Below are 22,569 nucleotides of genomic sequence, written 5' to 3'. Positions count from 1 at the left end.
CCTCCAGGAAGGCCAGGCCAACATCCCTGGTAAAGGCAAAATCCGCGTTCCAGTCGCCGCTGTTGAGATAGTCGTAGAAGATCCCGCCGATGCCGCGGGCCTCGTTGCGGTGCTTCAGGAAAAAATAGTCGTCGCACCAGGCCTTGTAGGCATCATAGTCGGCAACGTCGTGCGCCTCGCAGGCCGCACGCATCGCCTCGTGGAAGGTCTCGGTGTCGGGGTCGTCCTGCGTCCGCCGCGCGTCGAGCACCGGCGTCAGGTCGGCGCCGCCGCCGAACCACTGGCGGGTGGTCACGACCATGCGCGTGTTCATGTGGACGGCCGGAACATGCGGGTTCTGCGGATGAGCGATCAGGCTGATACCTGATGCCCAGAAGCGGGGATCTTCGCTGGCGCCGGGAATCTGTCCGCGAAACTCGGGCGAGAACTCGCCGTAAACGGTCGAAATATGCACACCGACCTTTTCGAAGACACGTCCATGCATCATCGACATGACACCGCCGCCACCCTTGGCGCCCGTGCTGTCGGTCCGCTCCCAGGGGGTGCGTTCGAACCGGCCTGCCGGAAGGTCTGCAAGCGGTCCGCCAAGCGTTCCGATCTCGTCTTCCAGGTCTTCGAACGCCTTGCAGATCCGGTCCCTGAGATCCTGGAACCAGGCCGGAGCAGTGACTTTCTTGTCCTCGATCCCGTCCGGGATCGGGCCGCCGCGGTTTTCCGGAGATGGTGCGCTCATGAATTTGGCCCTGACTGGTTGATCTGTCCGCAGAAAGCGGAATTTGAAATTAACTCCGGCTTTTAGGAAATGTGCCGGTTTGCCGCAAGGCTTCGCCAAGCACCATTCCGGCCGACACCGCCACATTGAGCGAGCGCATGCCTTCCGCCATCGGAATGGTCACCCTGGCATCGGCCAGCGCGTGAATGGTTTCCGGCACACCGCTGCTTTCCCGTCCCGTCATCAGGATGTCGCCAGGACGGAATGAAAAATCCGTGTAAGGCAGCGCGGCCTTTGTCGTCAGGAGGACCAGCCGCCGGTTCCCCGAGGTCCGCCAGGCATCGAAATCCCGGAAGGACGTATGGCGTGTCATGGCCGCCCGTTCCAGATAATCCATTCCCGCCCGCTTCAAGGCGCTGTCGGAGATCGGAAAACCTGCCGGTTCGATCAGGTGCACGTTCACCCGCAAGCAGGCGGCAAGACGCAGGATCGTACCGGTGTTCTGGGGAATGTCCGGCTGGTAGAGGGCGATGTCTGGCATGGTCTGCTTGAGGCCGTTTGCATTGCGATCCGGCTGCATAGCAGCCAGGGCTTCTGATTTCATGCTGTTTTTCAAACAGCAAGACCGATGACATCGAAATCTATCGTGCCGACGCAATGCTGATGCGGGCGATTGCGTTGCCGGAGGAAAGGGAGACGGCAAGGGCTGCGGCGGCGAACGGTTTGAGGGGCAGGGATTTATGGTAATATTCAAATTCTCCATCCCGTTTCACCGAACCTGCCCGGGAGGAAAAATTGCCAGATCCGCGAACCGGAATTGGGCGGTTCTGCTGCTTTGCAATTTATACCGCGCTTGTCTCGGTTGCCTGCGTGCAGCCGGTGCGGACGGCCGCGGAGACGGTCACCATGGTGCAGGACGCGGAGTATCCTCCCTACATGATGGCGACGGAGGAGGGGGCCGCCGGCGTTTATGCGGACATCATCCACGAGGCCGACCGGCGTTTGACCGACTTTGAAATCGACTTGAAAGCCGTGCCATGGTCCCGGGCTCTCTATCTTGTCCGCAGCGGACAGGTAAACGGTATTGTCGGAGCTTATCGCAGGCCGGAGGAGCGGCCCTGGGTTCGGCGATACTCGGTGGCGATGATGCAGGAGAACGTCTTCGTTTTCTGCCGCGAGGGTGTGGCCGGGCGGGACTGGTCCTATCCCGAGGATTATGCCGGGCTGACTTTCGGCAATAACCGGGGGTTTGAAACGCCCGGTCCGGCGTTTTTCAACCTGGTGAAAGATGGCAGGATTTTTCTGTCCGAAGAAGACAACACGGAACTGAGCCTCCGGGTGCTTCATTTTGGCCGGACCGACTGTTACGTGCAGGAGAAGATTGTCGTGGACCCGATCCTGCGGCAGCATGCGTATGACAACATCATTCCCGTGAAGCAGATCGCTTCGGAACCGGTCTATGTGGGATATTCGGATCAGTGGAGGTCCGAAACTTCCGACAGGTTCATTGCGAGACTGAACCGTGTTTTCCTGGAGATGAGGCAGGATGGGACGATCGACCGGATCCTGACCGGTGTCTTGTTGAAATAGGGCTGGCGAGATGTACCGGGTTTTCGCGGGCCGGTTCAAGACCGGCTGGTGAAAGCGCCAATTCCGGCCGCGACGGCGATCAGGCAGGACAGCCGGCCTCCGCCGGCCAACGGCCGTTGCGCGGACGGCACGAAAACAATTCATTATTCACTGGGCCAACTTCGTGGCTGCTGCGTAGGATAGACCAGATTCGCTCCCGCCTCCCGAGGAGAACTCCCTTGTCCCCGTTGTTCAGTACGTTCGAGAAATGGATCGACCCTTTCCGGGCGTCCCCGCCGAAGGACATGCCGCGTGGCGGCCGCGCCTTTCTGGCCTACTTCATCAGCCAGGTTCGCTGGCCGTTCGCCGCCATGCTTCTTGCCGGGGGAGCCGCGGCCCTTGTCGAGGTCGCGATCTTCAATTTTCTTGGCGAACTGGTCGACCTTCTGGACGCCGGCAGCCGGGAGACGTTTTTCAGCGATCATGCCTGGACGCTGTTCAAGATGGCCTTCGTCATCCTCGTGATCCGGGCTGCCGTCAACAGTCTCATGGCGCTTCTGGAGGAGCAGACGATCGTTCCCGGCTTTTTCAACCTGGTCCGCTGGCAGTGCCACCAGCGGGTCATGAAACAAAGCCTGAGCTATTTTCAGGACGATCTGGCCGGCCGGCTGTCGCAAAAGGTGATGCAATCGGGCATGTCGGCCGGTGACTTCATGGTCAACCTGCTCCAGGTCGTCTGGTTCATTCTGGTCTACGCCTTCACCACGCTGGTATTGATCGCCGATCTGGATATCCGTCTTGGTGTTCTGGTCGGGGTTTGGCTGACCTGTTTCCTGATTGCCGCCTGGAAGTTCGTGCCGCGGGTCCGTCAGGCAGGCAAGGACGTGGCAAACGCCTATTCCGGTGTCACGGGCCGCCTGGTCGACACCTACACCAACATCCAGTCGGTGAAGCTCTTCGGTTCCGCGAAGGAGGAAAGCCGCGGCGCCAGACAGTCCTTTGAGCATTTCATCGGCAAGCTGCAGGTCTTCACGCGCCTGTTGACGTCCATCCGGATGGTCATGTCGGTGATCAACGGGCTGATGATCGTCGCCATTGCGGCGCTGGCCCTGAAGGTCTGGCAGGACGGAGGCATCAGCTCCGGCCATGTTGCCTTTGCGCTCAGCCTGATCCTGCGGCTGAACATTCTGCTGAACAGGCTCTTCAACCAGCTCAACGGCCTGTTCCGGCACTTCGGCTCGTTGCAGGACAGCATGGAGACCGTCGTCAAGCCGATCTTGCTGCAGGACAAACCGGAGGCAAGGGAGCTGGCGGTTTCCCAGGGAAAGGTGACGTTTCACAACATTCGCTTTCACTATGGCAAAAGCGGTGGCGTGATCGAACACCTCAATCTGGAGATCGCACCTGGAGAGCGGGTCGGTCTTGTCGGCCGGTCCGGTGCCGGAAAGACCACTTTGACGAGCCTGCTGCTGCGGTTTTTCGATGTTGAAAGCGGTCAGATCCTGATCGACGGACAGGACGTGAGGGAAGTCAGCCAGGAAACGCTGCGGCGGTCGATCGGCATGGTGACGCAGGATCCGTCCCTGCTGCACAGGTCCATCCGCGAAAATATTCTCTACGGGCGGCCCGCGGCGAGCGAGGATGAGCTGATCGAGGCCGCCCGCAAGGCCCATGCCTACGATTTCATTCAGAAGCTGGAGGACAAGCGTGGACGCAAGGGTTTCGACGCCTTTGTCGGAGAGCGGGGAGTGAAACTGTCCGGCGGGCAGCGTCAGCGCATTGCCATCGCGCGGGTTCTGCTGAAGGACGCGCCGATCCTGGTGCTGGATGAAGCGACCTCGGCACTCGATTCGGAAGTGGAGGCGGCCATCCAGGAGAACCTGCAGCGGCTGATGGCCGGCAAAACCGTTATCGCGATTGCGCACCGGCTCTCCACCATTGCCGCGATGGACCGTCTGATCGTGATGGACAAGGGGCGGATTGTGCAGGAAGGCACGCATAATGGCCTGTTGCGGCAGGAGAACGGACTTTATGCGCAGCTCTGGCACCGTCAGTCCGGCGGTTTCCTGAAGCCTGAAACGGAAACTGTCTGAAGGCCGGTCCCGGAAGCTCTTGGTGTTACCGAAAATTTACACACGCCGGAGTAGATTCTGCCCGGCCTGATAGCGGATCGGTTTGGCAACCGCCCTTTGGGCCTGGGATAATTTTTCGGGGTTTTAGCGTGACGCTTTCGATCAAGGGCCGTTTTGTCGCCATGGTTCTCACCGCCGCCGTCATCATGATGGCCGGGACCGCATTCGCTTTCTACACGTTCCGTCAGGCACTCATGCAGGAAATCGGAACGGCAGCCGAGGCGCAACAGTTTCTGTCGGGTGACGTCGCGGGCCGCGTCGACGGCCTCATTCTGGATCAGATGATCACCATCGGCCTCGTTGTTTCGCCGGTCGGTCTCGCCTTCCTCGGCTTTGCAATTCTGCTGGCGCTGGGCATCGCCCGGCCGCTCAACCGCCTGCAACTGTGCCTCGACAAGCTGTCGGCAGGCGATCTCGATGTCGAGATCCACGGGAACGAGCGCAACGACGAGATCGGTGCGATCGCGCGGTCCGTGACCGCTTTCCGCGCGAACCTCGCGGATAGGGCTCAGGAGCAGGCCCGCCAGGAACTGGCACACCAGGAAGCGCTCAGCGAGGAGCGCAAGGCGCTCATGCAGGATGTCGCCGACGACTTCGAACGTTCCGTCATCGGTGTTGTCTCGTCCCTGACCAAGGCCGCCGGCAGCGTTGAAAGCAACTCCATGCAACTGAGCGAAGCGGTTCAGTCCTCCCTTCAGGCCGTGCAGGAAGTGCACATGGCGACGTCGGAGGCCAACAGCTCGGTGGTGATCGTGTCCGATTCCGCGGAACGGCTGTCCGGCTCGCTGATGCGCGTCCGCACGGATGTGGATCAGGCGACGGAAATTGCCAGCACCGCGGTCGAGGAAGCCCGCAAGACAGACGAGATCGTCGGCCGTCTCTCCGAAACCGGCCGGGCCATTGGCGAGATTGTCGAACTGATCAGCCAGATTGCCAGCCAGACCAACCTTCTTGCCCTGAACGCGACCATCGAGGCGGCCCGCGCAGGCGAGGCCGGCCGGGGCTTTGCGGTCGTAGCCAACGAAGTCAAGGCCCTGGCGGAACAGACCACCAAGGCAACGGATGACATTTCCGCCCAGGTCGCCTCCGTGCAGGAAGTTGCGGAACTGTCCGAAACCGCGATCCGCTCCATCGTGGAGACCATCGGGCGGGTCAGCGAGATCTCCGGGAAGATCCGAGAGGCGGTGGAAGAACAGTCCGGCGCCACGCGGGAAATCAGCAGCAACGCGCAGACGGCAAGTTCCAGTTCGGAACTGGTTTCCAGCAATGTCGCCACACTGAGCGATGTCATGGAGACCAGCCGCACGGCAACCGGCGAGATGCATCGGGCTTCGTCCGAACTGGGCGAACTTTCTGACAGTCTTCAGTCGCAGGTGCGACAGTTCCTCCAGAGCGTCCGGGCTGCGTGATGGTGGACTTCAAGTAAATATTGATAAAAATATCAATATTGATTCAATTAGAATTGTGTTTAGTGATTATTTTAGAGTTGGGCGTGTAAAATCAAATAAATCAATGTTCTAATACGAAGTCTGGTTATGGCGGAAATCTTGGGTGATGGGTCCGTTCAGCATCTGGTTTTCCTCCTGGGGGCTGTGGTGGCTCTTCTTGGCGCGGGGTTCTTTGTGGGCCGGCGCAGCGTCGCGACGACTGGCAAAGCGGCTGTTTCCAAATTCGGCAATGATGCCGCCATCCTCAAACTGGTCGTCGAACATGCCCATGAAGGCCTGATGCTGCAGGATATCTACGGGCGCATCGAATGGTCCAATCCTGCCTATTCCCGTATTACCGGATACTCCGCGGACGAAATCCGGGGCCGCCGGCCGCAGGAGTTCATCCTGACGCCGGAGAACCAGCTTTCCGAAAATGAAATCAAGAGCTTCCGGTTCGACCTGTCGAAATTCCAGTCCGGCTTTGACGAACTGATCCTGAACAAGCGCAAGAACGGCGAATACTTCTGGAACCAGCTCACTTATGCCGTGGTCGAAGGTGATACGCTCGAAGACACCAAAATCATTCTCATTTGCCGCGATGTGACCAGCCAGGTCGAGCACATGCGGGAACTGGAGGAGGCCCGCAACAAGCTGAAGCTTCAGGCCGAGCGCGACGATCTCACCGGTGTCGCAAACCGGAACAAGCTGAATTCCTTTCTGCACGAAAGGGCGTCCACCCGTCAGGACGAACCGGGTCTTATCGGGATCATTCACTGCGATCTCGACCACTTCAAGGATATCAACGACAGTCATGGCCACAGCGCCGGAGATACCGTCCTGTGTCATGCCGCGGAGGTCTTGAAAACTGTGCTCCGGGGCAAGGGGCTTGTAGCGCGCATTGGCGGAGACGAGTTCATTGCCGTGGTTTCCGACCCGGCCGGACCCCAGCAGATGGAAACCCTGGGCAAGGAAATTCTGGAAGGCCTTTCCAGGCCGGTCAAGGTGGACCATCAGACGCTGAGCGTGGCCGGCAGTGTCGGTCTGGTGCTGGCGGACGGCAGCAAGACCGGTGTTTCCGAACTCATCAACCGGGCCGATCTTGCGCTTTATGCAGCCAAGAAATCGGGCCGCCGCCAGATTGCCTGGTACACGGATGCGCTCGGCGCTGCCCACAGGCATCGGCGCATGACCATGGCACAGCTGGATAAGGACCTGGAGAACGGCGGGTTGACCCTGCTTCTGGAACCGCAATTCGACCTGGTGCGGGAGCGGATTGTCGGATACGAAGCCTCCGCCTATTGGCTGCACCCCACCGAAGGGCTCGTCGATCCGGTCGGCTTGCTGTCCTCGCAGGAAGATCTCAAGCGCTTTGCCCAGATCGAGCGCTTTGCGCTGAGTCGTGGACTTGCCGAGGTGAAATACCTGCGGGATACCTCGGACCTTCCCCTGTTTCTCTCCGTCAACCTGACCGCCGCAAGCATCAAGGAACCCGGATTCCTGACATGGTTCACCCAGTTGTGCGACGACCACCAGTTCGACTGCAGGGACATCGTGATAGAACTCGATGAAAGCATCGTCCGGTTAGACGAGCCCGATGGACTGGTTTCATCATTGGGGGGGCTGACAGACTTCGGCTGCCAGATTGCGCTCGACATGTTCGGTAGTGGACATGGCGGCGCCGGACAGCTCATTCATCTGAATGCCGACAGGTTGAAACTCAGTCCGGGCCTGGTCAAAGGGCTCGCCCCTGGTTCCAAGCAGCACCGACTCGTCCAGGCGATTATCCGCCTGACCAAGAACCTGGGGCTGGTGGTATCAGCCGCCGGAGTGAAGACACCTGAGCAGATCGACATGCTGGAAGCACTGGGGTGCACCATCATTCAGGGAGAGGCGGTCTCCGCACCGCTGTCACCGCGGGAAGCTGAAATCCACCTGCAGGATTTCAGCAAGAACACACGGCTGTTGAGGCGCGGCGAGGTGTAGATACCGGTCTTGTCGGCCAACCGCCATGCATTCGGGACGGGAGAAACGCATGCAGGACGAAGATGAAATCCGCCAGCTGATTGAAGAGCATTTCGAGGCGATGCGCTGGGCTCCTGGCGAGCCCCCCGACTGGAATCGGTTTCGTCAGGATTACCTTCCCGAAGCGCAGCTGTTCGGAACTGCCCGCCCGATCCAGCCCCGTACGCTGGAAGGTTTTATCGAACGCATGGAAACGGTCGCCCGCGCCAATCTGCAGTCCTTCGAGGAACATACGCGGAAGATGAAGATCCTGCGTTTCGGCAATGTCGCTGTCGTGCTGGCAATGTCGGAACTGCTGGAGAACGGCAGTGAGACCAGCCACGACATCAGCGGCTACCTATTGGTGAAGTCAGAAGGGAGTTGGGCGATCGCTGCCCATGCCTGGGACCAGGCAGGGCCGCAAAATCCAGTCCCCGAAGACTGGATGTGAGTCGCCATAAGCGGGCTCTGTGCTTTCTCGTGTTCCTGACCCATCGGCAGCTTCCGGAGTGCTGCGACAGTGCCTGTGGCGCAATGGCAACAGTCGATGCATTCGTGCAGCAATTTGACGCATTAGCGCTTTTCAAGCCCGGCAAAAGCGGTTACCAACGCAACCAGTCAACTTCTGATGGTTGACTTCCTTTACCCCAGTGGCCGCCCGGCCGCGCAACCAGGAGGGCATTCATGACAGATCATTGCATGATCCACGCGTTCACCGCCCTTGTGGGTTGCCCAGGGATCACTGTCCGCCTCCGCTAGGGGGCCACAGCTCCTCTTCAAAATCCAGGACTTTGCGGTGACCGGCTAAAGCCGTTCCCAGGAGCTGCACGCATTTCCTGCGTGTCTGCCGTCACCAGACTCTCTATCCCTTTCGGAGATTTTCCGATGTCAGTTCATTATTTGCCGGACCTGTCTGCGCGGGCAGACCTTCCGGATTTCGAAGTGCCTCTGCCAACCCAACCAGTGGTTGGTGGATTTCACAGGTTTCGCCAGTTTGTGGTGGCCTCGGGGCTGTTTCTCGGTGCCACGTTTGCGATCGCCGTCGTGTTTTTCCTTCCGGTGCTCGCTTTCAATCTGTGCCGGATTGAAGCCCTGGAAATCGCCGGACAGCAGATCTCCGTATCCGGGTTCGTCGACCAGCTCGGCGCGCTGTTCTGGGGAACCTTCATTCTGGCCCTGGCCTTCACAAGCTTCATCGTCCGCGTGCTCCGTCATGCCCCCGGACGAATTATTCGCCCGCGTTCCCGGCCGGCAGCCAGCGGCGATGCGCTCCCGCATCTGACCGTGCTACGGTTGAGCGGGCATGAGAGGTGATCATGTTTGACCGGTTTGAAAAATTCATTGATCCGTTCGAAACAACCGAACTCGACGTGCCGCCGAAGGGCTTCTGGGCCTTTTGTTGGTACTACACCAAACCCGTGTGGCCGATTCTGGCGGCAGTGTCGCTCTTCGGCACACTGGTCGCCCTGACGGAAGTCTATATCTTCACGTTCCTGGGCGATCTCGTCACCTGGCTGGAAAAATCGGATCCGGCCACCTTCCTGACGGAGAACTGGCCGACGCTCCTGTTCATGCTGGGTATTCTGCTGGTTCTGCGGCCGCTTCTGGAAGTCGTCTGGCAATTGTTCTTCCACCAGGGGCTGATGGGCAACTACCCCATGTCCATTCGCTGGCGGGTGCACCGCTACCTGCTCAGGCAAAGCATTTCGTTCTATCAGAACGACTTTGCCGGGCGGATCGCGACCAAGCTGATGCAGACGGCCCTGGGGGTGCGCGAGGTCGTCTCGCGCATCGCCGACATCATGGTCTACGTGGCGGTCTATTTCACCGCGGCGGTTATCGTCGTGGCGGAAGCCAATATCTGGCTAAGCCTGCCGTTTCTGGTCTGGGTCAGCGCCTATCTCCTGACGATCCGCTTCTTCATTCCGAAGCTGCGGGACGTCTCGAAGGATCAGGCAAACGCCCGCTCCGTCATGACCGGTCACGTTGTCGACGCCTACACCAACATCGCCACGGTGAAGCTGTTCTCCCACGCCGAACGGGAGGAGGACTATGCCAGGCGCTCGATGACGGGTTTCCTGAAAACCGTTTTCCAGCAGATGCGTCTGGTCACGGGGCTCAACATTGTCCTGGTGTTCATCAACATGGTGCTCCTGACGTCTATCGGCGGCCTGTCGATCCTGCTGTGGCAGAGCGGAACGGTCACCATCGGCGAGGTCACCATTGCGGTTGCCTTCGTCTTGCGTCTTCAGGGCATGTCCCATTGGATTCTCTGGGAACTGGCGGGCCTCTTCGAGAACATCGGCACCGTTCAGGACGGCATCACCACCATCTCGCGGGAGAGGGAGGTCGTCGACATTCCGAAAGCCAGGGAGCTGAATGTGACCCGAGGCGAAATCCGTTTCGAGAACATCCGGTTCCACTATGGCAAGAAGGCTGGTGTGATCGACGATCTGAGCCTGACGATGCGGCCGGGAGAGAAGATCGGCCTGATCGGACGGTCGGGTGCGGGCAAGTCGACCCTCGTCAATCTGCTGCTGCGGTTCTACGACCTGGAAGGCGGCCGGATCCTGATCGACGGTCAGGATGTCTCCGCCGTGCGCCAGGACGACATCCGCGCCCATGTCGGCGTCGTTACGCAGGACACCTCGCTGCTGCACCGGTCGATCTTCGAAAACGTTGCCTACGGCAAGCCGGAAGCAACCCGTGAGGAGGTCAGGGCGGCATTGGAAAAGGCGCATGCCATGCCCTTCGTCGAAGGTCTTGTCGATCAGGAGGGCCGCAAGGGACTGGACGCCCATGTGGGCGAGCGCGGTGTCAAGCTGTCCGGCGGTCAGCGCCAGCGGATCGCCATCGCACGGGTGCTCTTGAAGGATGCGCCGATCCTGGCCCTGGACGAGGCGACCTCCGCGCTCGATTCCGAAGTGGAACTTGCCATCCAGGAAAGCCTGTTCGACCTGATGAAGGGCAAGACCGTGGTTGCGATCGCCCACAGGCTGTCCACCATCGCGGCGATGGACCGGCTGATCGTCATGGACAAGGGACGAATCATCGAGGAAGGCTCCCATCAGGAGCTGCTGGACAGAAACGGGCTTTATGCGCAGCTCTGGCAGCACCAGTCCGGGGGCTTTCTGGCCCCGGTTCAGGCGGCATAAATGCGCTTTTACGATGCAAGACCGGGATTCATTTGAATTCCGGTCTTGCGCTCTTTCGCAAAAAAAGGGCAGAAAAGCGGCGCGGTGGGTCTTTTGACTGCGACATAGTTGTTTTGAGGCGTTTGTTGAACTGGACAAGCGTTTCGAAGGGTGCAAAAAGACAAGCCGCTTGACTGGAGCCCAATTTCTGGTGTTCCGGTCTCCGAAGAGCCCGGCATGGTTTCGTCTTCCTTCTGGGGCAGAAGGAGTTCGGACGTGATGCGGGCTTTCGGTACAGGTTGAACATAAAAGAGGACGCGACCTTGGCACACAACACGGACACGGACGAACCGAACCGCCGTGACTTTCTCTACATCGCGACCGGTGCAATGGGCGTTGTGGGCGCCGGCGCGTTGGCATGGCCGTTCATCGATCAGATGAACCCGGACGCCTCTGCATTGGCGCTGGCATCCATTGAAGTTGATGTGTCTGCCGTTGAAGAGGGGCAGTCAATTACCGTCAAATGGCGCGGAAAGCCGGTCTTCATCCGCAACCGGACCGAAACGGAAGTGGAAGAAGCCAAATCCGTACCGCTTGAAGACCTTCCGGATCCGATGGCTCGAAACGCCAACCTGCCGGCCGACGCTGAGGCCACCGACCCGAACCGCGGCGTCGAAGGCAAGGAAAACTGGCTCGTTCAGGTTGGTATCTGTACCCACCTGGGCTGTGTGCCGCTTGGCGATGCCGGTGACTTCGGCGGCTGGTTCTGCCCGTGCCACGGCTCTCACTACGACACTGCCGGCCGTATCCGCAAAGGCCCGGCTCCCGAGAATTTGCTGATTCCGCCGCTCGAGTTCGTCAGCGACTCGACGATCAAGATCGGCTAACGGCAAGATTTTTTAGGAGACAGCCATGGCTGGACATTCAAACTACGTACCGCAGAGCGCTGCGGCGAAGTGGCTGGAAAGCCGCCTGCCGGTGATTTCGCTAGTTCGCGGTTCCTTCGTCGATTTCCCGACCCCGAAGAACCTCAACTACTGGTGGACCTTCGGCGGCATTCTGTTCTTCGTGCTGATCGCGCAGATCCTCACCGGTATCGTTCTGGTGATGCACTACACGCCGAGCACGGGTTCTGCCTTTGACAGCGTCGAGCACATCATGCGCGACGTGAACTTCGGCTGGATGCTGCGTTACCTGCACTCCAACGGCGCGTCGATGTTCTTCATCGCCGTCTACATCCACATGTTCCGTGGAATGTACTACGGGTCCTACAAGGCACCGCGCGAGATTTCCTGGATCCTCGGCGTGATCATCTTCCTGATCATGATGGGCACCGCCTTCATGGGCTACGTGCTGCCTTGGGGCCAGATGTCCTTCTGGGGCGCAACGGTCATCACCAACCTGTTCTCGGCAATCCCGCTGGTCGGTGAGGAAATCCGCACCTGGCTGTGGGGTGGTTTCGCCGTCGACAATCCGACCCTGAACCGCTTCTTCTCGCTGCACTACCTGCTGCCGTTCATGATCTTCGGCGTGGTTCTGCTGCACGTGTGGGCCTTCCACACCACGGGCAACAACAACCCGTCCGGTGTCCAGCCCAAGACCAAGCAGGACACGGTTCCGTTCCATCCGTACTACACGGTCAAGGATCTCTACGCGATTGTCGTGTTCATGATCCTGTTCGCATGGTTCGCCTTCTATGTGCCGAACTACATGGGACACCCGGACAACTACATCGAAGCCAATCCGCTCGTGACCCCGGCGCACATCGTTCCGGAATGGTACTTCCTGCCGTTCTACGCGATCCTGCGTGCGATCCCGGACAAGCTCGGCGGCGTCGTGGCCATGTTCGGTTCCATCGCGATCCTGTTTGTGCTGCCCTGGCTTGACACGTCCAAGGTCCGCTCCGGCACCTACCGTCCGCTGTTCAAGCAGTTCTTCTGGATCTTCGCCCTGGTGTGCGTAGCCCTCGGTTACCTCGGTGCGATGCCGGCGGAAGGCACCTACGTTCTGCTCGCCCGTATCTGCACGGCTTACTACTTCGCTCACTTCCTGATCATCCTGCCGCTGCTCGGCTTCCTGGAAAAACCGCGGCCTCTCCCGGCTTCCATTTCCGAAGCAGTGTTGAAGGGCGGTTCCGGAAATCCGGCTGGTGCGACTGCCGCACCGGACACGAAGTAACGCGAACCGATCAGGAGTTATTCGAGACAATGAGCACCATGATCAAATTGGTTCGTTCCTTCGCAGCGGTGGCGGCTGTCGCCATCGCAACCCCGGCCTTCGCTGCAGGCAATGCGCCTCATATCGAGCGCCAGCAATGGTCCTTCGGCGGGCCGTTCGGTCAGTACGACCGCGGCCAGCTGCAGCGCGGCTTCAAGGTCTACCAGGAAGTCTGTGCTTCCTGCCACGGCCTGCGTCTGGTGTCCTTCCGCAACCTTGCGGAAGACGGCGGACCTGGGTTCACCGAAGAGCAGGCAAAGCAGATCGCATCCGAATACACGGTTGTCGACGGACCGAACGAAGATGGCGACATGTACGATCGTCCGGGCATTCTGGCGGACAAGTTCCCGTCTCCGTTCCCGAACGAGCAGGCTGCCCGCGCCTCCAACGGCGGTGCCTATCCGCCGGACTTCTCCCTGCTGGCGAAGGCACGCGCAGGACATCGCGGATTTCCCGCATTTGTCTTCGACGCTTTCACCCAGTACCAGGAGCAGGGTGCCGACTATATCTACGCACTGCTGACGAGCTACCCGGAAGAAAACCCGGCTTGCCTCGGTGAGGATTTCTCCGGCAACTTCAACCCGGCCTTCCTCGGCGGGTCGGTGTCGGCTGAAGAATGTGCTCAGGAGCACCTCACCGGTGGTCCGATCGGCATGGCTGCACCGCTTTCCGACGAACTGGTTGAATACACCGACGGAACGCCGATGACGGTCGACCAGTACGCCCGGGACGTTGCCGCTTTCATGATGTGGGCTGCCGAGCCGCACCTGGAAGAGCGCAAGAAGATCGGTTTCCGCGTCATGATCTTCCTGATCGTCTTTGCCGGACTGCTGTACTTCACCAAACAGAAACTGTGGCGCAACGTCGAGCATTGATTAAGCGCCAACACAGTGCATGATGAAAGCCGCCGGTTCTCCGGCGGCTTTTTCTTTGAGAGGTGGTGGAATGAAGCGTATTTTGACAGGCCTTGCATTGTTAATTCTTCCAACATCTGCGTTTTCGCAAGCTACCGCGACCCATTCGGTGGACGTTCTGGATGTTCACCTTGCCATGCGGGCTGCGCTCAGGGCCGTCGAGGTCTGTGCCGAGGCGGGCTATCAGGTGGGCGCCTCCGTTGTTGATCGCTTCGGCCTGGAGCAGGTGACGCTCCGTGGCAACATGGGGGGCGCACACGTTGCCGAAACCGCCCGGCGCAAGGCCTGGACAGCTGCCGGCTTCAGGTTGCCGACATCGGAATTGAACGGGCAGGCCGGGGAAGCGCTGGCGTCTGCTGCAACGACGGTGCCGGGTGCGGTGACGCTCGGCGGCGGACTGCCTATCGTCGCCAAATCCGGAGCGCTTCTTGGCGGCATCGGTGTTGCCGGCGCTTCCAGTGGTGAAATCGATGCCAAATGTGCCAGGGCCGGACTTGACGCCATCGGCGAACAGTTGAAATAACCCTTTCGGATTGCCGCCAAAATCGATCCCTGCGGCAGGTACCTTCTACGAAAGACAGATCAGGAGCGGACATGGCAGACGCAGTCTTGGGCATCATCGGCGGTTCGGGAATTTACGACCTTCCAGGTCTGGAAAACTCCGAGTGGATCACCGTGGAGAGCCCTTGGGGCACACCGTCCGACCAGGTTCGCATCGGCACCATTGACGGCCTCAAGGTCGTGTTCATGCCGCGTCACGGACGCGGTCATGTCTATTCGCCCACCACCATCAACTACCGCGCCAACATCGATGTCATGAAACGCTGCGGTGTTACCGATCTCCTGTCCGTCTCCGCCTGCGGTTCGCTGAAGGAAGAGCATGCACCTGGAACCTTCGTGCTCGTGGACCAGTTCATCGACCGTACCATTGCCCGGGAAAAGAGCTTCTTCGGTACCGGCTGCGTCGCGCATGTCTCCATGGCGACCCCGGTCAGCCCCAAGCTGGTCGATGCGGTTGCCGCTGCTGCCGAAGCGGAGGGGCTGGCCTGCAACAAGGGCGGCACCTATCTGGCGATGGAAGGCCCGCAGTTCTCCTCTCTGGCCGAAAGCGAACTCTACCGCAGCTGGGGATGCGATGTGATCGGCATGACCAACATGCCGGAAGCCAAGCTCGCCCGGGAAGCGGAGATCTGCTACGCAACCGTTGCCATGGTCACCGATTACGACAGCTGGCATCCGGACCACGGCGAGGTCGACATTCAGGCGATCATCAAGGTCCTGCACGACAATGCGGAAAATGCGCAGCGCCTGGTCGCGCGGGTCGCCCGTGACCTGCCGCGCGAACACCGCTCCTGCCCGGCCGGTTCCGATACCGCTCTCGAATTTGCCATGATGACGGCGCCCGAGAAGCGCGACCCGGCTTTGGTTGCCAAGCTGGATGCTGTGGCCGGCCGCATACTGAACAGTCCTGCCTAAGCCCTTGAGCCAATGCGAAAACGCTTCGACCGGCGGATCAAACTTGCTATAAGCGTCGGTCGGGATGGAACCTTCAGCAACAGAAAGACAGCTCGATGACCGCACAGTCGATCCAGGATGAACTGGTCTCTGCGATCCGCACGATCAAGGACTACCCGAAAGAAGGTATCCTGTTTCGCGACATCACGACGCTTTTGGGAAATGCACGGGCCTTCCGCCGCGCGGTGGATGCCCTCGTTCAGCCCTGGGCGGGTTCCAAGGTCGACCAGATCGCCGGCATCGAAGCACGCGGCTTCATCTTGGGTGGCGCCGTAGCACATCAGCTTTCCGCAGGTTTCGTTCCGATCCGCAAGAAGGGCAAGCTGCCGCATGAAACCGTGCGCATCGCCTATTCTCTGGAATACGGCCTTGATGAAATGGAAATGCACAAGGACGCTATCCAGGCGGGCGACCGCGTGATTCTGGTGGACGACCTGATCGCAACGGGCGGAACGGCCGAGGCCGCCTGCAAGCTGCTGCGCTCCATGGGTGCCAATATCGAGGCAGCCTGCTTCATCGTGGATCTGCCGGATCTCGGCGGGCGCAAGAAACTGGAAGCGATGAATGTTCCCGTGCGGACACTGGTCGAGTTCCCGGGACACTAGCGCGCGATGGTGGGGGAAGCCGGCGAAGCGGTCGAAAAACCGGAATTTTCACTAGAATTCCAGCAGAGATTCGAAACCCTGCTGAGGTGGCGAAGGGATGTGCGCCGGTTCAGGACAGATCCTCTGCCGGAAGGCACACTGGATCATCTGCTGCAACTGGCCGATCTCGCGCCCTCGGTCGGCAACAGCCAGCCCTGGCGGATCGTGGTCGTCGACAGCAAGGCGTGCCGGGACCGGATCATCGCCTCCTTCGAGGCGGAAAACGAGGCGGCGGCAAGGCAATACCAGAGCGAAAAGGCTTCTCTTTACCGGCAGCTCAAGCTGGCCGGACTGAAGGAAGCACCGGTTCACCTGGCGATATTCAGCGACGAGGACCCCGAACAGGGAGCCGGGCTCGGCCGGATGACCATGCCGGAGACGCTGGCCTATTCAACGGTCAGCATGATCCACACCTTCTGGCTGGCGGCGCGGGCGGAAGGTGTCGGGGTTGGATGGGTGTCGATTCTTGACCCGCAGCAGGTTGCACGCACGCTGCAGGTTGACGAGAGCTGGCGGCTCGTGGCTTATCTTTGCGTCGGCTATCCGGAGGAAGAACATGTCGATCCGGAGCTTGAACGGGTGCGGTGGCAGGCCCGCACTCCCCTGTCATCCCGCTTGTTTCACCGATGAGGGCAAACCATGAGCGTAGTCATTCACCGGATCACCGAGGACGACAAGGAAGCCGTCTTTCAGTTGCTGACCGAAAGATGGGCCAGCCCGGAAATGCTGCTGGACGGCGAAATCATCGATGCCACCAGCCTGCCCGGATATACGGCCTATGACGGCAGCGATCTCGTCGGCCTGGTCACCCTGATCAAGCGGGACAACGAATGGGAAATCCTGACGCTGGATTCCCTCAGTCGCTGGGGCGGCACGGGAACGCTTCTGCTGGATGCGGTGATCGAGGAAGCGCGCGCCAGCGGGATCAATCGGATCGTGGTGCGCACGTCCAACGACAATCTCGACGCATTCCGATTCTATCAACGCCGAAGGTTCCGGCTGGAGCGGGTTGTGCAGGGTGTGATCGACGCCGAACGGGAAAAGCGACCCGAGATCCCGCTGCGGGGAGACTACGGTATAGAGATCCACGACGAAGTGCTTTTCGCCCGCACTTTGTAAGCCCCTGCCAGGGCATCTTTTCCGTGACTGCGCTGTGCCTGGTATCGGGAAGACGGACGCGTCATGATTTGCATTGCGATGCACAATAGTTATAATTCAAATCTTCCAAGTTCATGACTCGAATTGCAAAATTTTCGCACGTTATGCGTGCTGAAAATTTGAGGAGGAAGATATATGACCACAGCCAAATTACTGGAGTCGGCTGAGGAAATTTCGGAAATTGCTTTTGGTTTTATGGGGTCGAAGGCGCTCTTTTCTGCGCTTCATTTAAAGTTATTCTCTGTTCTTTCGGAAAGTATTCTTACGCCGCAAGAAGTGGCGGAAAAAACTGCTCTCGACGTTGACCGCGCAACAACGCTTCTGACAGCGCTTGCGAGCCTTGGTCTCGTACGCCGCGAAGGAGCCGGTTTCACCAATTCGCCCGCAGCTGAAGCGTTTCTGGTGAAGGGACGGAAATATGAGTTCGGCGACTATCTGCGCTATCAGATAGACAAGCAGATGTATCCCTTCATGACCCAGCTCAACGATGCTCTGACGGACAATCTGAAAGAGGACCAGATCGCATCCTACGAGGACTGGTTCTCAGACCCGGAAGAAGCGCGGCTCTATTCAAGGTCCCAGCATGCGGGCTCGCTTGGACCGGGGCGCGGACTGGCAAAGCTGGTGGATTTGTCCGCAGCCCGGAATTTGCTCGATGTCGGTGGCGGGACCGGTGCCTTTTCTATTTCGCTCTGCAAGGCCTATCCAGAACTGACCTCCACCATTCTCGATTTTCCGAATGTCGCGAAGGTAGGCGAGGAATTCATAGCCGAGGAAGGGTTGGCCGACCGGATCAGCTACCGTCCCGGCAACGCCCTGAACGATCCGTGGCCCGAAAGCGCCGATGCGGTTCTGATGTCGTATCTCTTCTCAGGAGTGCCGGGAACATCGATCCCGGCACTCGTGCGAAAGGCTTTCGAGGTGCTTGGGCCCGGTGGCCGCTTCATGGTGCACGACTTCATGGTGGACGAAAACCGGGAGGGGCCCAAGTTGGCGGCACTCTGGCAACTCCAGCACACTGCCTTCAATCCCGAGGCTCGGTCCATCACCAGTTCCTATGTGGCGGGACTGATGGAAGCGGCAGGTTTTCAAGAGATCGTCACAGGAGAGATGATACCGGGCATGACAATGCTGGTACACGGCCGCAAGCCCGCATGACGCATCCCGAAGCAGGAGCCGGGACGCTTTGGTTTCGGATGAACACGTCTTCCCTCGTTGAGGGGAGGCGAGTGCGAACGGCGTAGGCTCAGTAACAGTTAGTTCTGCTTGCCCCTGCCTGTTCGCCGGGAGGACGTGGCCTGTTACGTCCTGCGCCGTTCGAGAAACACGTTTCCCTTGAAGGAAAAGGCGAGCTCGCCTGCCTGATTGACGGCCTCAAGCTGGAAGTGGATGAGCCCCCATTGCGGCCGGCTCCGGCTTTCGGTCTTGCCGGTCACGACCTGGCTGTAAGTCAGCTCATCGCCCGCATAGACGGGCTTCAGCCACTTGAGGTCTTCGAAACCGGGTGAGGGGCCATATTTGGCCGGCGTGATGCCGGCTGCCAGGACTTCCCTCTTCTGCGCTTCGTAGGTTTCCACCCACAGCTTCATGAAGATGGCTGCCGTGTGCCAGCCTGAGGCGCACAGCCGGCCGAAATGGGTCCGGGCGGCGCCTTCCTCGCTGAGGTGAAAGGGCTGCGGGTCGTATTTTTCCGCAAAGCGAATGATGTCTTCGCGCGTGAAAACATGGCGGCCGAGTGCCAGTTCGTCGCCGATCTGAACATCGTCGAAAAAGGCTGTCATGCTCCGGCCTCCCGTTTGGCGAAAAGAATGGGGCTTTCCCAGAGCACGACCTCCGTGCCGGACTGGTTGGCGGCGGTGACGCGCACGGTGACGATGCCGAGATCCGGTTTGGAGCGCAGGTCCTTTGTTTCAAGTACTTCCGCCCTGGCGGAAAGCGTGTCGCCCGGACAGACCGGGCGTTTCCATTGCAGCCTGGTGATGCCCGGGGAGCCTCGCCCCGAGGATTTGTTCAGCAGCCCTTCGGCCAGCAGCCGCATGGTGAGCGAACCGGTGTGCCAGCCGGAGGCTGCCAGCCCGCCCAGGATCGAGGCCTTGCCGGCTTCCTCGTCAAGATGAAAAGGCTGAGGGTCGAACTCGGAGGCGAATTCGATGACCTCTTCCTTGCTGACGGTTACGGAGCCGAGGTCAAAGGATTGCCCCGGCGCAAAGTCTTCAAAATAAATCAGGTCGGACATGGAACCCGGTAGGTGATTTCAAGGGGAGGAAACGCGGCGTGCCGCGTTGCAGAGCGAAGGGCGGGCATGAGGCCCGATCAGTCGAAGTAGATATCGTTGTCGTCGAGATAGACGTTGCTGGCTTCGCAGATGTCGATGTCGATCGGATCGTCGAGAACCTCGCTGTCGTCGTCGCCAAGCCAGCCGACCTGGAGCGTCTGGGCGCAATTCCCGGTGTCGGCAAGGAAATTCGCGGTGGCGGTTTCACCCGGAGCAAGCGCTTCGGATAGCCAGTTGTCGCTCCAGCCGTTGCCGTCGTTGGTGTAGAAACCGACAACGACATTGCCTTCCGTGTTGTTGTGAATCTGGAAATATCCTTCCGATCCGGTTCCTTGCGCTATCGCGGCTGTCGCGGACACCAGCAGGGCAACACCGATCACGGCGGATTTCAAGAATTTCATACTGTTGTCTCCGGACAGCAATGGCAGAATTGAACGCGCCCAGAAGCTAATCTCCACGGCTTGCGAAGTAAATGCCATTCAGGCCTTCACGTATTTGCGCCAGTCATGCTCTTCCCGAAAGCCCAGGACTTCCCTGATCTTGCGGTTGGAAAACAGGGCCTCGTGCTCGCCGAGCTCCCGGCTCACCGGAACATCCGGGAAGAAGCGTTTCAGGATTTCGGCATTCGGAATATCGACGGAGTTGGTGTCGTTGCCCGCGTTGAAGATCTGATAGCCGAGGCCGTCCTTTTCAAGGCACAGGTCGACGATCTGGCCGAGATCGCGGGCATCGATATAACAGAAGATATTGCGCCGGCGCTGTGCCGGATTTTCGAAGAAATCCGGAAAGCGGTCATATTCATGCGGCTCGATGACATTGCCGATTCGAAGCGCATAGATGTCGAAGCCGGAGCGGCGCTGGAAGGCGCGGGCGGTCTGTTCGTTGACGACCTTGGAGAGACCATAGCTGTCCATCGGATCGACGTCGTAGTCTTCTTCCACCGGCAGCACTTTCGGGTCGGCCACGCCATCGGCAAAACAGACACCGTAGGTGGTTTCCGAGGAGGCAATGACGATCTTGCGGATGCCGAGCTTCACCGCCGCTTCGATGACATTGTAGGTGCCGACCGCATTCACCGCGAATGTCTTGTTGTCCGGATGGATGAGAATGCGCGGCACAGCGGCAAAGTGTACGACCGCGTCGAACTTTGGCACGCCGGTGCCCGGCTCCAGTTCGTCGAAATTGGCGTAGCTGGTCATGACATTGAACATCTCGCCGGACTGGGTGATGTCCGCCGTCAGATTGTCGACGCCGGGATGGTCCAGAGGGGTCAGGTCCACATTGACGACCCGGTGACCGCGATCCAGCAGATAGGGCACAACATGCTTGCCGGCCTTGCCGGAACCGCCGGTGAAGAGAATGCGTTTCGGTGTGCTCATGTGCCTGTGCCTTTCCAAGATGAGGAGCGTACATCATGCCGTTTCCGCCGGCAGAAGCCAGTGCGCAATCTTATCCGTTTTGGAATAGATGCTTTGGCGGGAAGTCGGAAGAGCTGAAAGAGCAGCTCAAGTCAGCAAGATTTATCAGATCGCCAAATGATAGATCACTTTGCGGGGCGCCGATCCGAGTTTCGTCCCTTCATTCAGGAACTGCCCATGTCGCATCATGAAAAACAATCGGTCTCGCCGAAAGACAATGGATATGTCCGCCGCTTCACGCGGGTCATCGAATATATCTATGCGCATCTGGACGAGGATCCAGATCTGACGACATTGGCGGAGGTCGCGGCCCTGTCGCCCTGGCACTGGCATCGTGTCTGGCAGTCCACTTATGGCGAATCCGTCGTGGCGACGGTGAAGCGCCTGCGTCTTCATCGGGCGGCTGCCGACCTTGCCTATACGGACATGACGCTGGCGGCGATTGCCAGGCGCGCCGGTTACGGCAGCCAGGAGGCCTTCAGCCGCAGTTTCAAGACGTCTTATGGCCAGACACCTTCCTCCTATCGCGCGGCGTCCCTGAAGAACCGGCTCCAGCCCGCCCATGGCGGCGCACCCGTTCCCCTCTCACAAGGAAAATTGCTGATGCATGACGTTGAGATCAAATCGCTGCCGTCCGAAAAGCTCGCCGTTCTGCGGCACAAGGGCCCTTACATGGAAATCGGCAAGGCCTTCGAGACCCTGCTCGGCCTGCTGGTGAGCCGTCAGCTCATCGGCAGGGCCGGACCGGCGAAGGCGCTCTATTTTTCAGATCCGACCCAGGTTCCCGAGGATGAGCTGCAATCGGTCGCAGGCGTGGTCGTCGGGGAGGATTTCCCGGTCGATGCGCCGCTCGAGGCACTCGAGACCAGGGGCGGAGACTATGCCGTGCTGCGCTACAAGGGGCCCTATGCGGATATGAAGCGGGCCTATGACTGGCTTTACGGCGATTGGCTGGCGCGGTCCGGCCGGGAACCGGCCGACGCGCCCTGCATGGAGATCTATCTCAACAATCCGAGAGACACGGCGCCTGCCGACCTTCTGACCGATATTTGCCTGCCGCTGAAGCCGGCTGCGTGAACGTAAAAACCGAACCCGCCTCCTCTGTTCTGTCGATCGATGGTGACGAAAACGGCTGGCTGCGGCGATCAAAATGAACCGGCCAGAGATGATGCGCTGGCAACTTGCCGTTCCGCGCATCATCTCCAGCCGTTTTTCGGTCAGTTCACGGGTTCGATTTCGCTCAAACGCCAACTCTTGTCGAAAAACGTCGGCAGCGGGCTGTACAGCCGCAGAAGCGTAAACCAGCCCTTTTGGGGATCGGTCTGGATCCAGTTGCCCGCTTCGATCCCCTCGGGTTTTTCAGGTGCAAAGTAGACTGTTGTCGAACCATCGTCGGCCATAACCGCTGCCGGCGTCGGGTAACTCTGACTAGATCGGAAGAGCGTCGTGT

General features: G+C 59.6%; 24 protein-coding genes. 17 read left to right on the top strand and 7 right to left on the bottom strand.

The genetic code is table 11. From position 1 onward, the window contains the following. The coding region (gene hemF, locus ACQY7U_RS15645) for an oxygen-dependent coproporphyrinogen-III oxidase (RefSeq protein ID WP_428646086.1) at window positions 1–733 on the bottom strand (733 nt) is incomplete at its 3' end. Between the two features lie 49 nt (window positions 734–782). Further along, window positions 783–1,253, bottom strand: a complete 471-nt coding sequence (locus ACQY7U_RS15640) for a tRNA (cytidine(34)-2'-O)-methyltransferase (protein WP_428646092.1) — start codon at window positions 1,251–1,253, stop codon at window positions 783–785. 365 nt (window positions 1,254–1,618) lie between these two features. Between ACQY7U_RS15640 and ACQY7U_RS15635 the strand changes: the two genes are divergently transcribed. The 16 genes from ACQY7U_RS15635 to ACQY7U_RS15560 all read left to right on the top strand — a co-directional run bounded on the left by ACQY7U_RS15635 (window position 1,619) and on the right by ACQY7U_RS15560 (window position 18,584). Further along, window positions 1,619–2,302 (top strand): substrate-binding periplasmic protein, encoded by a 684-nt coding sequence (locus ACQY7U_RS15635; RefSeq protein WP_428646083.1) that lies wholly within the window; start codon window positions 1,619–1,621, stop codon window positions 2,300–2,302. 284 nt (window positions 2,303–2,586) lie between these two features. Continuing rightward, a complete protein-coding gene (locus ACQY7U_RS15630) occupies window positions 2,587–4,374 on the top strand; it encodes an ABC transporter ATP-binding protein (RefSeq protein ID WP_428646089.1) in 1,788 nt (595 codons plus the stop codon). A 128-nt stretch (window positions 4,375–4,502) separates the two neighbouring features. Further along, window positions 4,503–5,822 carry a methyl-accepting chemotaxis protein gene (locus ACQY7U_RS15625; protein WP_428646080.1) on the top strand — a complete coding sequence of 440 codons (1,320 nt, stop codon included), beginning with the start codon at window positions 4,503–4,505 and terminating at the stop codon, window positions 5,820–5,822. 126 nt (window positions 5,823–5,948) lie between these two features. Further along, window positions 5,949–7,826, top strand: coding sequence for a putative bifunctional diguanylate cyclase/phosphodiesterase (locus ACQY7U_RS15620; protein ID WP_428646077.1), 1,878 nt, complete (start codon window positions 5,949–5,951; stop codon window positions 7,824–7,826). A 49-nt stretch (window positions 7,827–7,875) separates the two neighbouring features. After that, a complete protein-coding gene (locus tag ACQY7U_RS15615; RefSeq protein WP_428646075.1) occupies window positions 7,876–8,295 on the top strand; it encodes a nuclear transport factor 2 family protein in 420 nt (139 codons plus the stop codon). A gap of 434 nt (window positions 8,296–8,729) precedes the next feature. Continuing rightward, window positions 8,730–9,158 carry a hypothetical protein gene (locus ACQY7U_RS15610; protein WP_428646073.1) on the top strand — a complete coding sequence of 143 codons (429 nt, stop codon included), beginning with the start codon at window positions 8,730–8,732 and terminating at the stop codon, window positions 9,156–9,158. A gap of 2 nt (window positions 9,159–9,160) precedes the next feature. Further along, on the top strand, window positions 9,161–10,999 hold the full coding sequence (locus ACQY7U_RS15605; protein ID WP_428646070.1) for an ABC transporter ATP-binding protein: 1,839 nt from the start codon (window positions 9,161–9,163) through the stop codon (window positions 10,997–10,999). 302 nt (window positions 11,000–11,301) lie between these two features. Next, window positions 11,302–11,865 (top strand): ubiquinol-cytochrome c reductase iron-sulfur subunit, encoded by a 564-nt coding sequence (gene petA / locus ACQY7U_RS15600; RefSeq protein WP_428646067.1) that lies wholly within the window; start codon window positions 11,302–11,304, stop codon window positions 11,863–11,865. A 25-nt stretch (window positions 11,866–11,890) separates the two neighbouring features. Beyond that, the gene (locus ACQY7U_RS15595; RefSeq protein WP_428646064.1) at window positions 11,891–13,156 is read left to right on the top strand and encodes a cytochrome b; all 1,266 of its coding nucleotides are present in this window, start codon (window positions 11,891–11,893) and stop codon (window positions 13,154–13,156) included. Window positions 13,157–13,185: 29 nt separating this feature from the next. Then, window positions 13,186–14,070, top strand: coding sequence for a cytochrome c1 (locus ACQY7U_RS15590; RefSeq protein ID WP_428646061.1), 885 nt, complete (start codon window positions 13,186–13,188; stop codon window positions 14,068–14,070). 148 nt (window positions 14,071–14,218) lie between these two features. Next, a complete protein-coding gene (locus tag ACQY7U_RS15585) occupies window positions 14,219–14,632 on the top strand; it encodes a GlcG/HbpS family heme-binding protein (protein ID WP_428646059.1) in 414 nt (137 codons plus the stop codon). Between the two features lie 71 nt (window positions 14,633–14,703). Continuing rightward, window positions 14,704–15,585: an S-methyl-5'-thioadenosine phosphorylase gene (locus tag ACQY7U_RS15580; protein WP_428646056.1), complete on the top strand. Its 882-nt coding sequence runs from the start codon at window positions 14,704–14,706 to the stop codon at window positions 15,583–15,585. 95 nt (window positions 15,586–15,680) lie between these two features. Then, complete coding sequence (locus tag ACQY7U_RS15575; protein WP_428646053.1) at window positions 15,681–16,229, top strand: adenine phosphoribosyltransferase; 549 nt, start codon at window positions 15,681–15,683, stop codon at window positions 16,227–16,229. Between the two features lie 6 nt (window positions 16,230–16,235). Further along, window positions 16,236–16,898 carry a 5,6-dimethylbenzimidazole synthase gene (gene bluB / locus ACQY7U_RS15570; RefSeq protein ID WP_428646050.1) on the top strand — a complete coding sequence of 221 codons (663 nt, stop codon included), beginning with the start codon at window positions 16,236–16,238 and terminating at the stop codon, window positions 16,896–16,898. A gap of 9 nt (window positions 16,899–16,907) precedes the next feature. Continuing rightward, on the top strand, window positions 16,908–17,387 hold the full coding sequence (locus tag ACQY7U_RS15565) for a GNAT family N-acetyltransferase (RefSeq protein ID WP_428646048.1): 480 nt from the start codon (window positions 16,908–16,910) through the stop codon (window positions 17,385–17,387). Window positions 17,388–17,561: 174 nt separating this feature from the next. Beyond that, window positions 17,562–18,584 carry a methyltransferase gene (locus tag ACQY7U_RS15560; RefSeq protein ID WP_428646045.1) on the top strand — a complete coding sequence of 341 codons (1,023 nt, stop codon included), beginning with the start codon at window positions 17,562–17,564 and terminating at the stop codon, window positions 18,582–18,584. Window positions 18,585–18,727: 143 nt separating this feature from the next. Here the strand turns inward: ACQY7U_RS15560 and ACQY7U_RS15555 are convergent, their stop codons facing one another. From ACQY7U_RS15555 to ACQY7U_RS15540, 4 genes are all read right to left on the bottom strand, one after another. Further along, window positions 18,728–19,207 carry a MaoC family dehydratase gene (locus ACQY7U_RS15555; protein WP_428646042.1) on the bottom strand — a complete coding sequence of 160 codons (480 nt, stop codon included), beginning with the start codon at window positions 19,205–19,207 and terminating at the stop codon, window positions 18,728–18,730. Beyond that, window positions 19,204–19,662, bottom strand: coding sequence for a MaoC family dehydratase (locus ACQY7U_RS15550; protein ID WP_428646040.1), 459 nt, complete (start codon window positions 19,660–19,662; stop codon window positions 19,204–19,206). The genes ACQY7U_RS15555 and ACQY7U_RS15550 overlap by 4 nt, the downstream gene beginning before the upstream one ends. A gap of 77 nt (window positions 19,663–19,739) precedes the next feature. Next, window positions 19,740–20,102, bottom strand: a complete 363-nt coding sequence (locus ACQY7U_RS15545) for a hypothetical protein (protein WP_428646038.1) — start codon at window positions 20,100–20,102, stop codon at window positions 19,740–19,742. A gap of 78 nt (window positions 20,103–20,180) precedes the next feature. Continuing rightward, a complete protein-coding gene (locus ACQY7U_RS15540) occupies window positions 20,181–21,080 on the bottom strand; it encodes an NAD-dependent epimerase/dehydratase family protein (RefSeq protein WP_428646036.1) in 900 nt (299 codons plus the stop codon). 216 nt (window positions 21,081–21,296) lie between these two features. Between ACQY7U_RS15540 and ACQY7U_RS15535 the strand changes: the two genes are divergently transcribed. Beyond that, window positions 21,297–22,196 carry an AraC family transcriptional regulator gene (locus ACQY7U_RS15535; protein WP_428646033.1) on the top strand — a complete coding sequence of 300 codons (900 nt, stop codon included), beginning with the start codon at window positions 21,297–21,299 and terminating at the stop codon, window positions 22,194–22,196. A 140-nt stretch (window positions 22,197–22,336) separates the two neighbouring features. Here the strand turns inward: ACQY7U_RS15535 and ACQY7U_RS15530 are convergent. Further along, on the bottom strand, window positions 22,337–22,569 hold a 233-nt coding region (locus tag ACQY7U_RS15530), incomplete at its 5' end, for a DUF1214 domain-containing protein (RefSeq protein ID WP_428646030.1).

This window comes from Roseibium sp. (assembly GCF_050301095.1).
In the GTDB taxonomy this organism is placed as follows: domain Bacteria; phylum Pseudomonadota; class Alphaproteobacteria; order Rhizobiales; family Stappiaceae; genus Roseibium.
This window is presented reverse-complemented; position numbering and strand designations above follow the sequence as displayed.

Bases quoted from the DNA above. Each gene is read 5' to 3' on its own strand.
- bluB (WP_428646050.1), top strand. From the start codon at position 16,236: ATGGTGGGGGAAGCCGGCGAAGCGGTCGAAAAACCGGAATTTTCACTA.
- ACQY7U_RS15555 (WP_428646042.1), bottom strand. From the start codon at position 19,207: ATGACAGCCTTTTTCGACGATGTTCAGATCGGCGACGAACTGGCACTC.
- ACQY7U_RS15535 (WP_428646033.1), top strand. From the start codon at position 21,297: ATGTCGCATCATGAAAAACAATCGGTCTCGCCGAAAGACAATGGATAT.
- ACQY7U_RS15615 (WP_428646075.1), top strand. From the start codon at position 7,876: ATGCAGGACGAAGATGAAATCCGCCAGCTGATTGAAGAGCATTTCGAG.
- ACQY7U_RS15635 (WP_428646083.1), top strand. From the start codon at position 1,619: ATGGTGCAGGACGCGGAGTATCCTCCCTACATGATGGCGACGGAGGAG.
- ACQY7U_RS15550 (WP_428646040.1), bottom strand. From the start codon at position 19,662: ATGTCCGACCTGATTTATTTTGAAGACTTTGCGCCGGGGCAATCCTTT.
- ACQY7U_RS15590 (WP_428646061.1), top strand. From the start codon at position 13,186: ATGAGCACCATGATCAAATTGGTTCGTTCCTTCGCAGCGGTGGCGGCT.
- ACQY7U_RS15580 (WP_428646056.1), top strand. From the start codon at position 14,704: ATGGCAGACGCAGTCTTGGGCATCATCGGCGGTTCGGGAATTTACGAC.
- ACQY7U_RS15575 (WP_428646053.1), top strand. From the start codon at position 15,681: ATGACCGCACAGTCGATCCAGGATGAACTGGTCTCTGCGATCCGCACG.
- ACQY7U_RS15630 (WP_428646089.1), top strand. From the start codon at position 2,587: ATGCCGCGTGGCGGCCGCGCCTTTCTGGCCTACTTCATCAGCCAGGTT.
- ACQY7U_RS15605 (WP_428646070.1), top strand. From the start codon at position 9,161: ATGTTTGACCGGTTTGAAAAATTCATTGATCCGTTCGAAACAACCGAA.
- ACQY7U_RS15640 (WP_428646092.1), bottom strand. From the start codon at position 1,253: ATGCCAGACATCGCCCTCTACCAGCCGGACATTCCCCAGAACACCGGT.
- ACQY7U_RS15540 (WP_428646036.1), bottom strand. From the start codon at position 21,080: ATGAGCACACCGAAACGCATTCTCTTCACCGGCGGTTCCGGCAAGGCC.
- ACQY7U_RS15545 (WP_428646038.1), bottom strand. From the start codon at position 20,102: ATGAAATTCTTGAAATCCGCCGTGATCGGTGTTGCCCTGCTGGTGTCC.
- ACQY7U_RS15565 (WP_428646048.1), top strand. From the start codon at position 16,908: ATGAGCGTAGTCATTCACCGGATCACCGAGGACGACAAGGAAGCCGTC.
- ACQY7U_RS15595 (WP_428646064.1), top strand. From the start codon at position 11,891: ATGGCTGGACATTCAAACTACGTACCGCAGAGCGCTGCGGCGAAGTGG.
- ACQY7U_RS15620 (WP_428646077.1), top strand. From the start codon at position 5,949: ATGGCGGAAATCTTGGGTGATGGGTCCGTTCAGCATCTGGTTTTCCTC.
- ACQY7U_RS15560 (WP_428646045.1), top strand. From the start codon at position 17,562: ATGACCACAGCCAAATTACTGGAGTCGGCTGAGGAAATTTCGGAAATT.
- ACQY7U_RS15610 (WP_428646073.1), top strand. From the start codon at position 8,730: ATGTCAGTTCATTATTTGCCGGACCTGTCTGCGCGGGCAGACCTTCCG.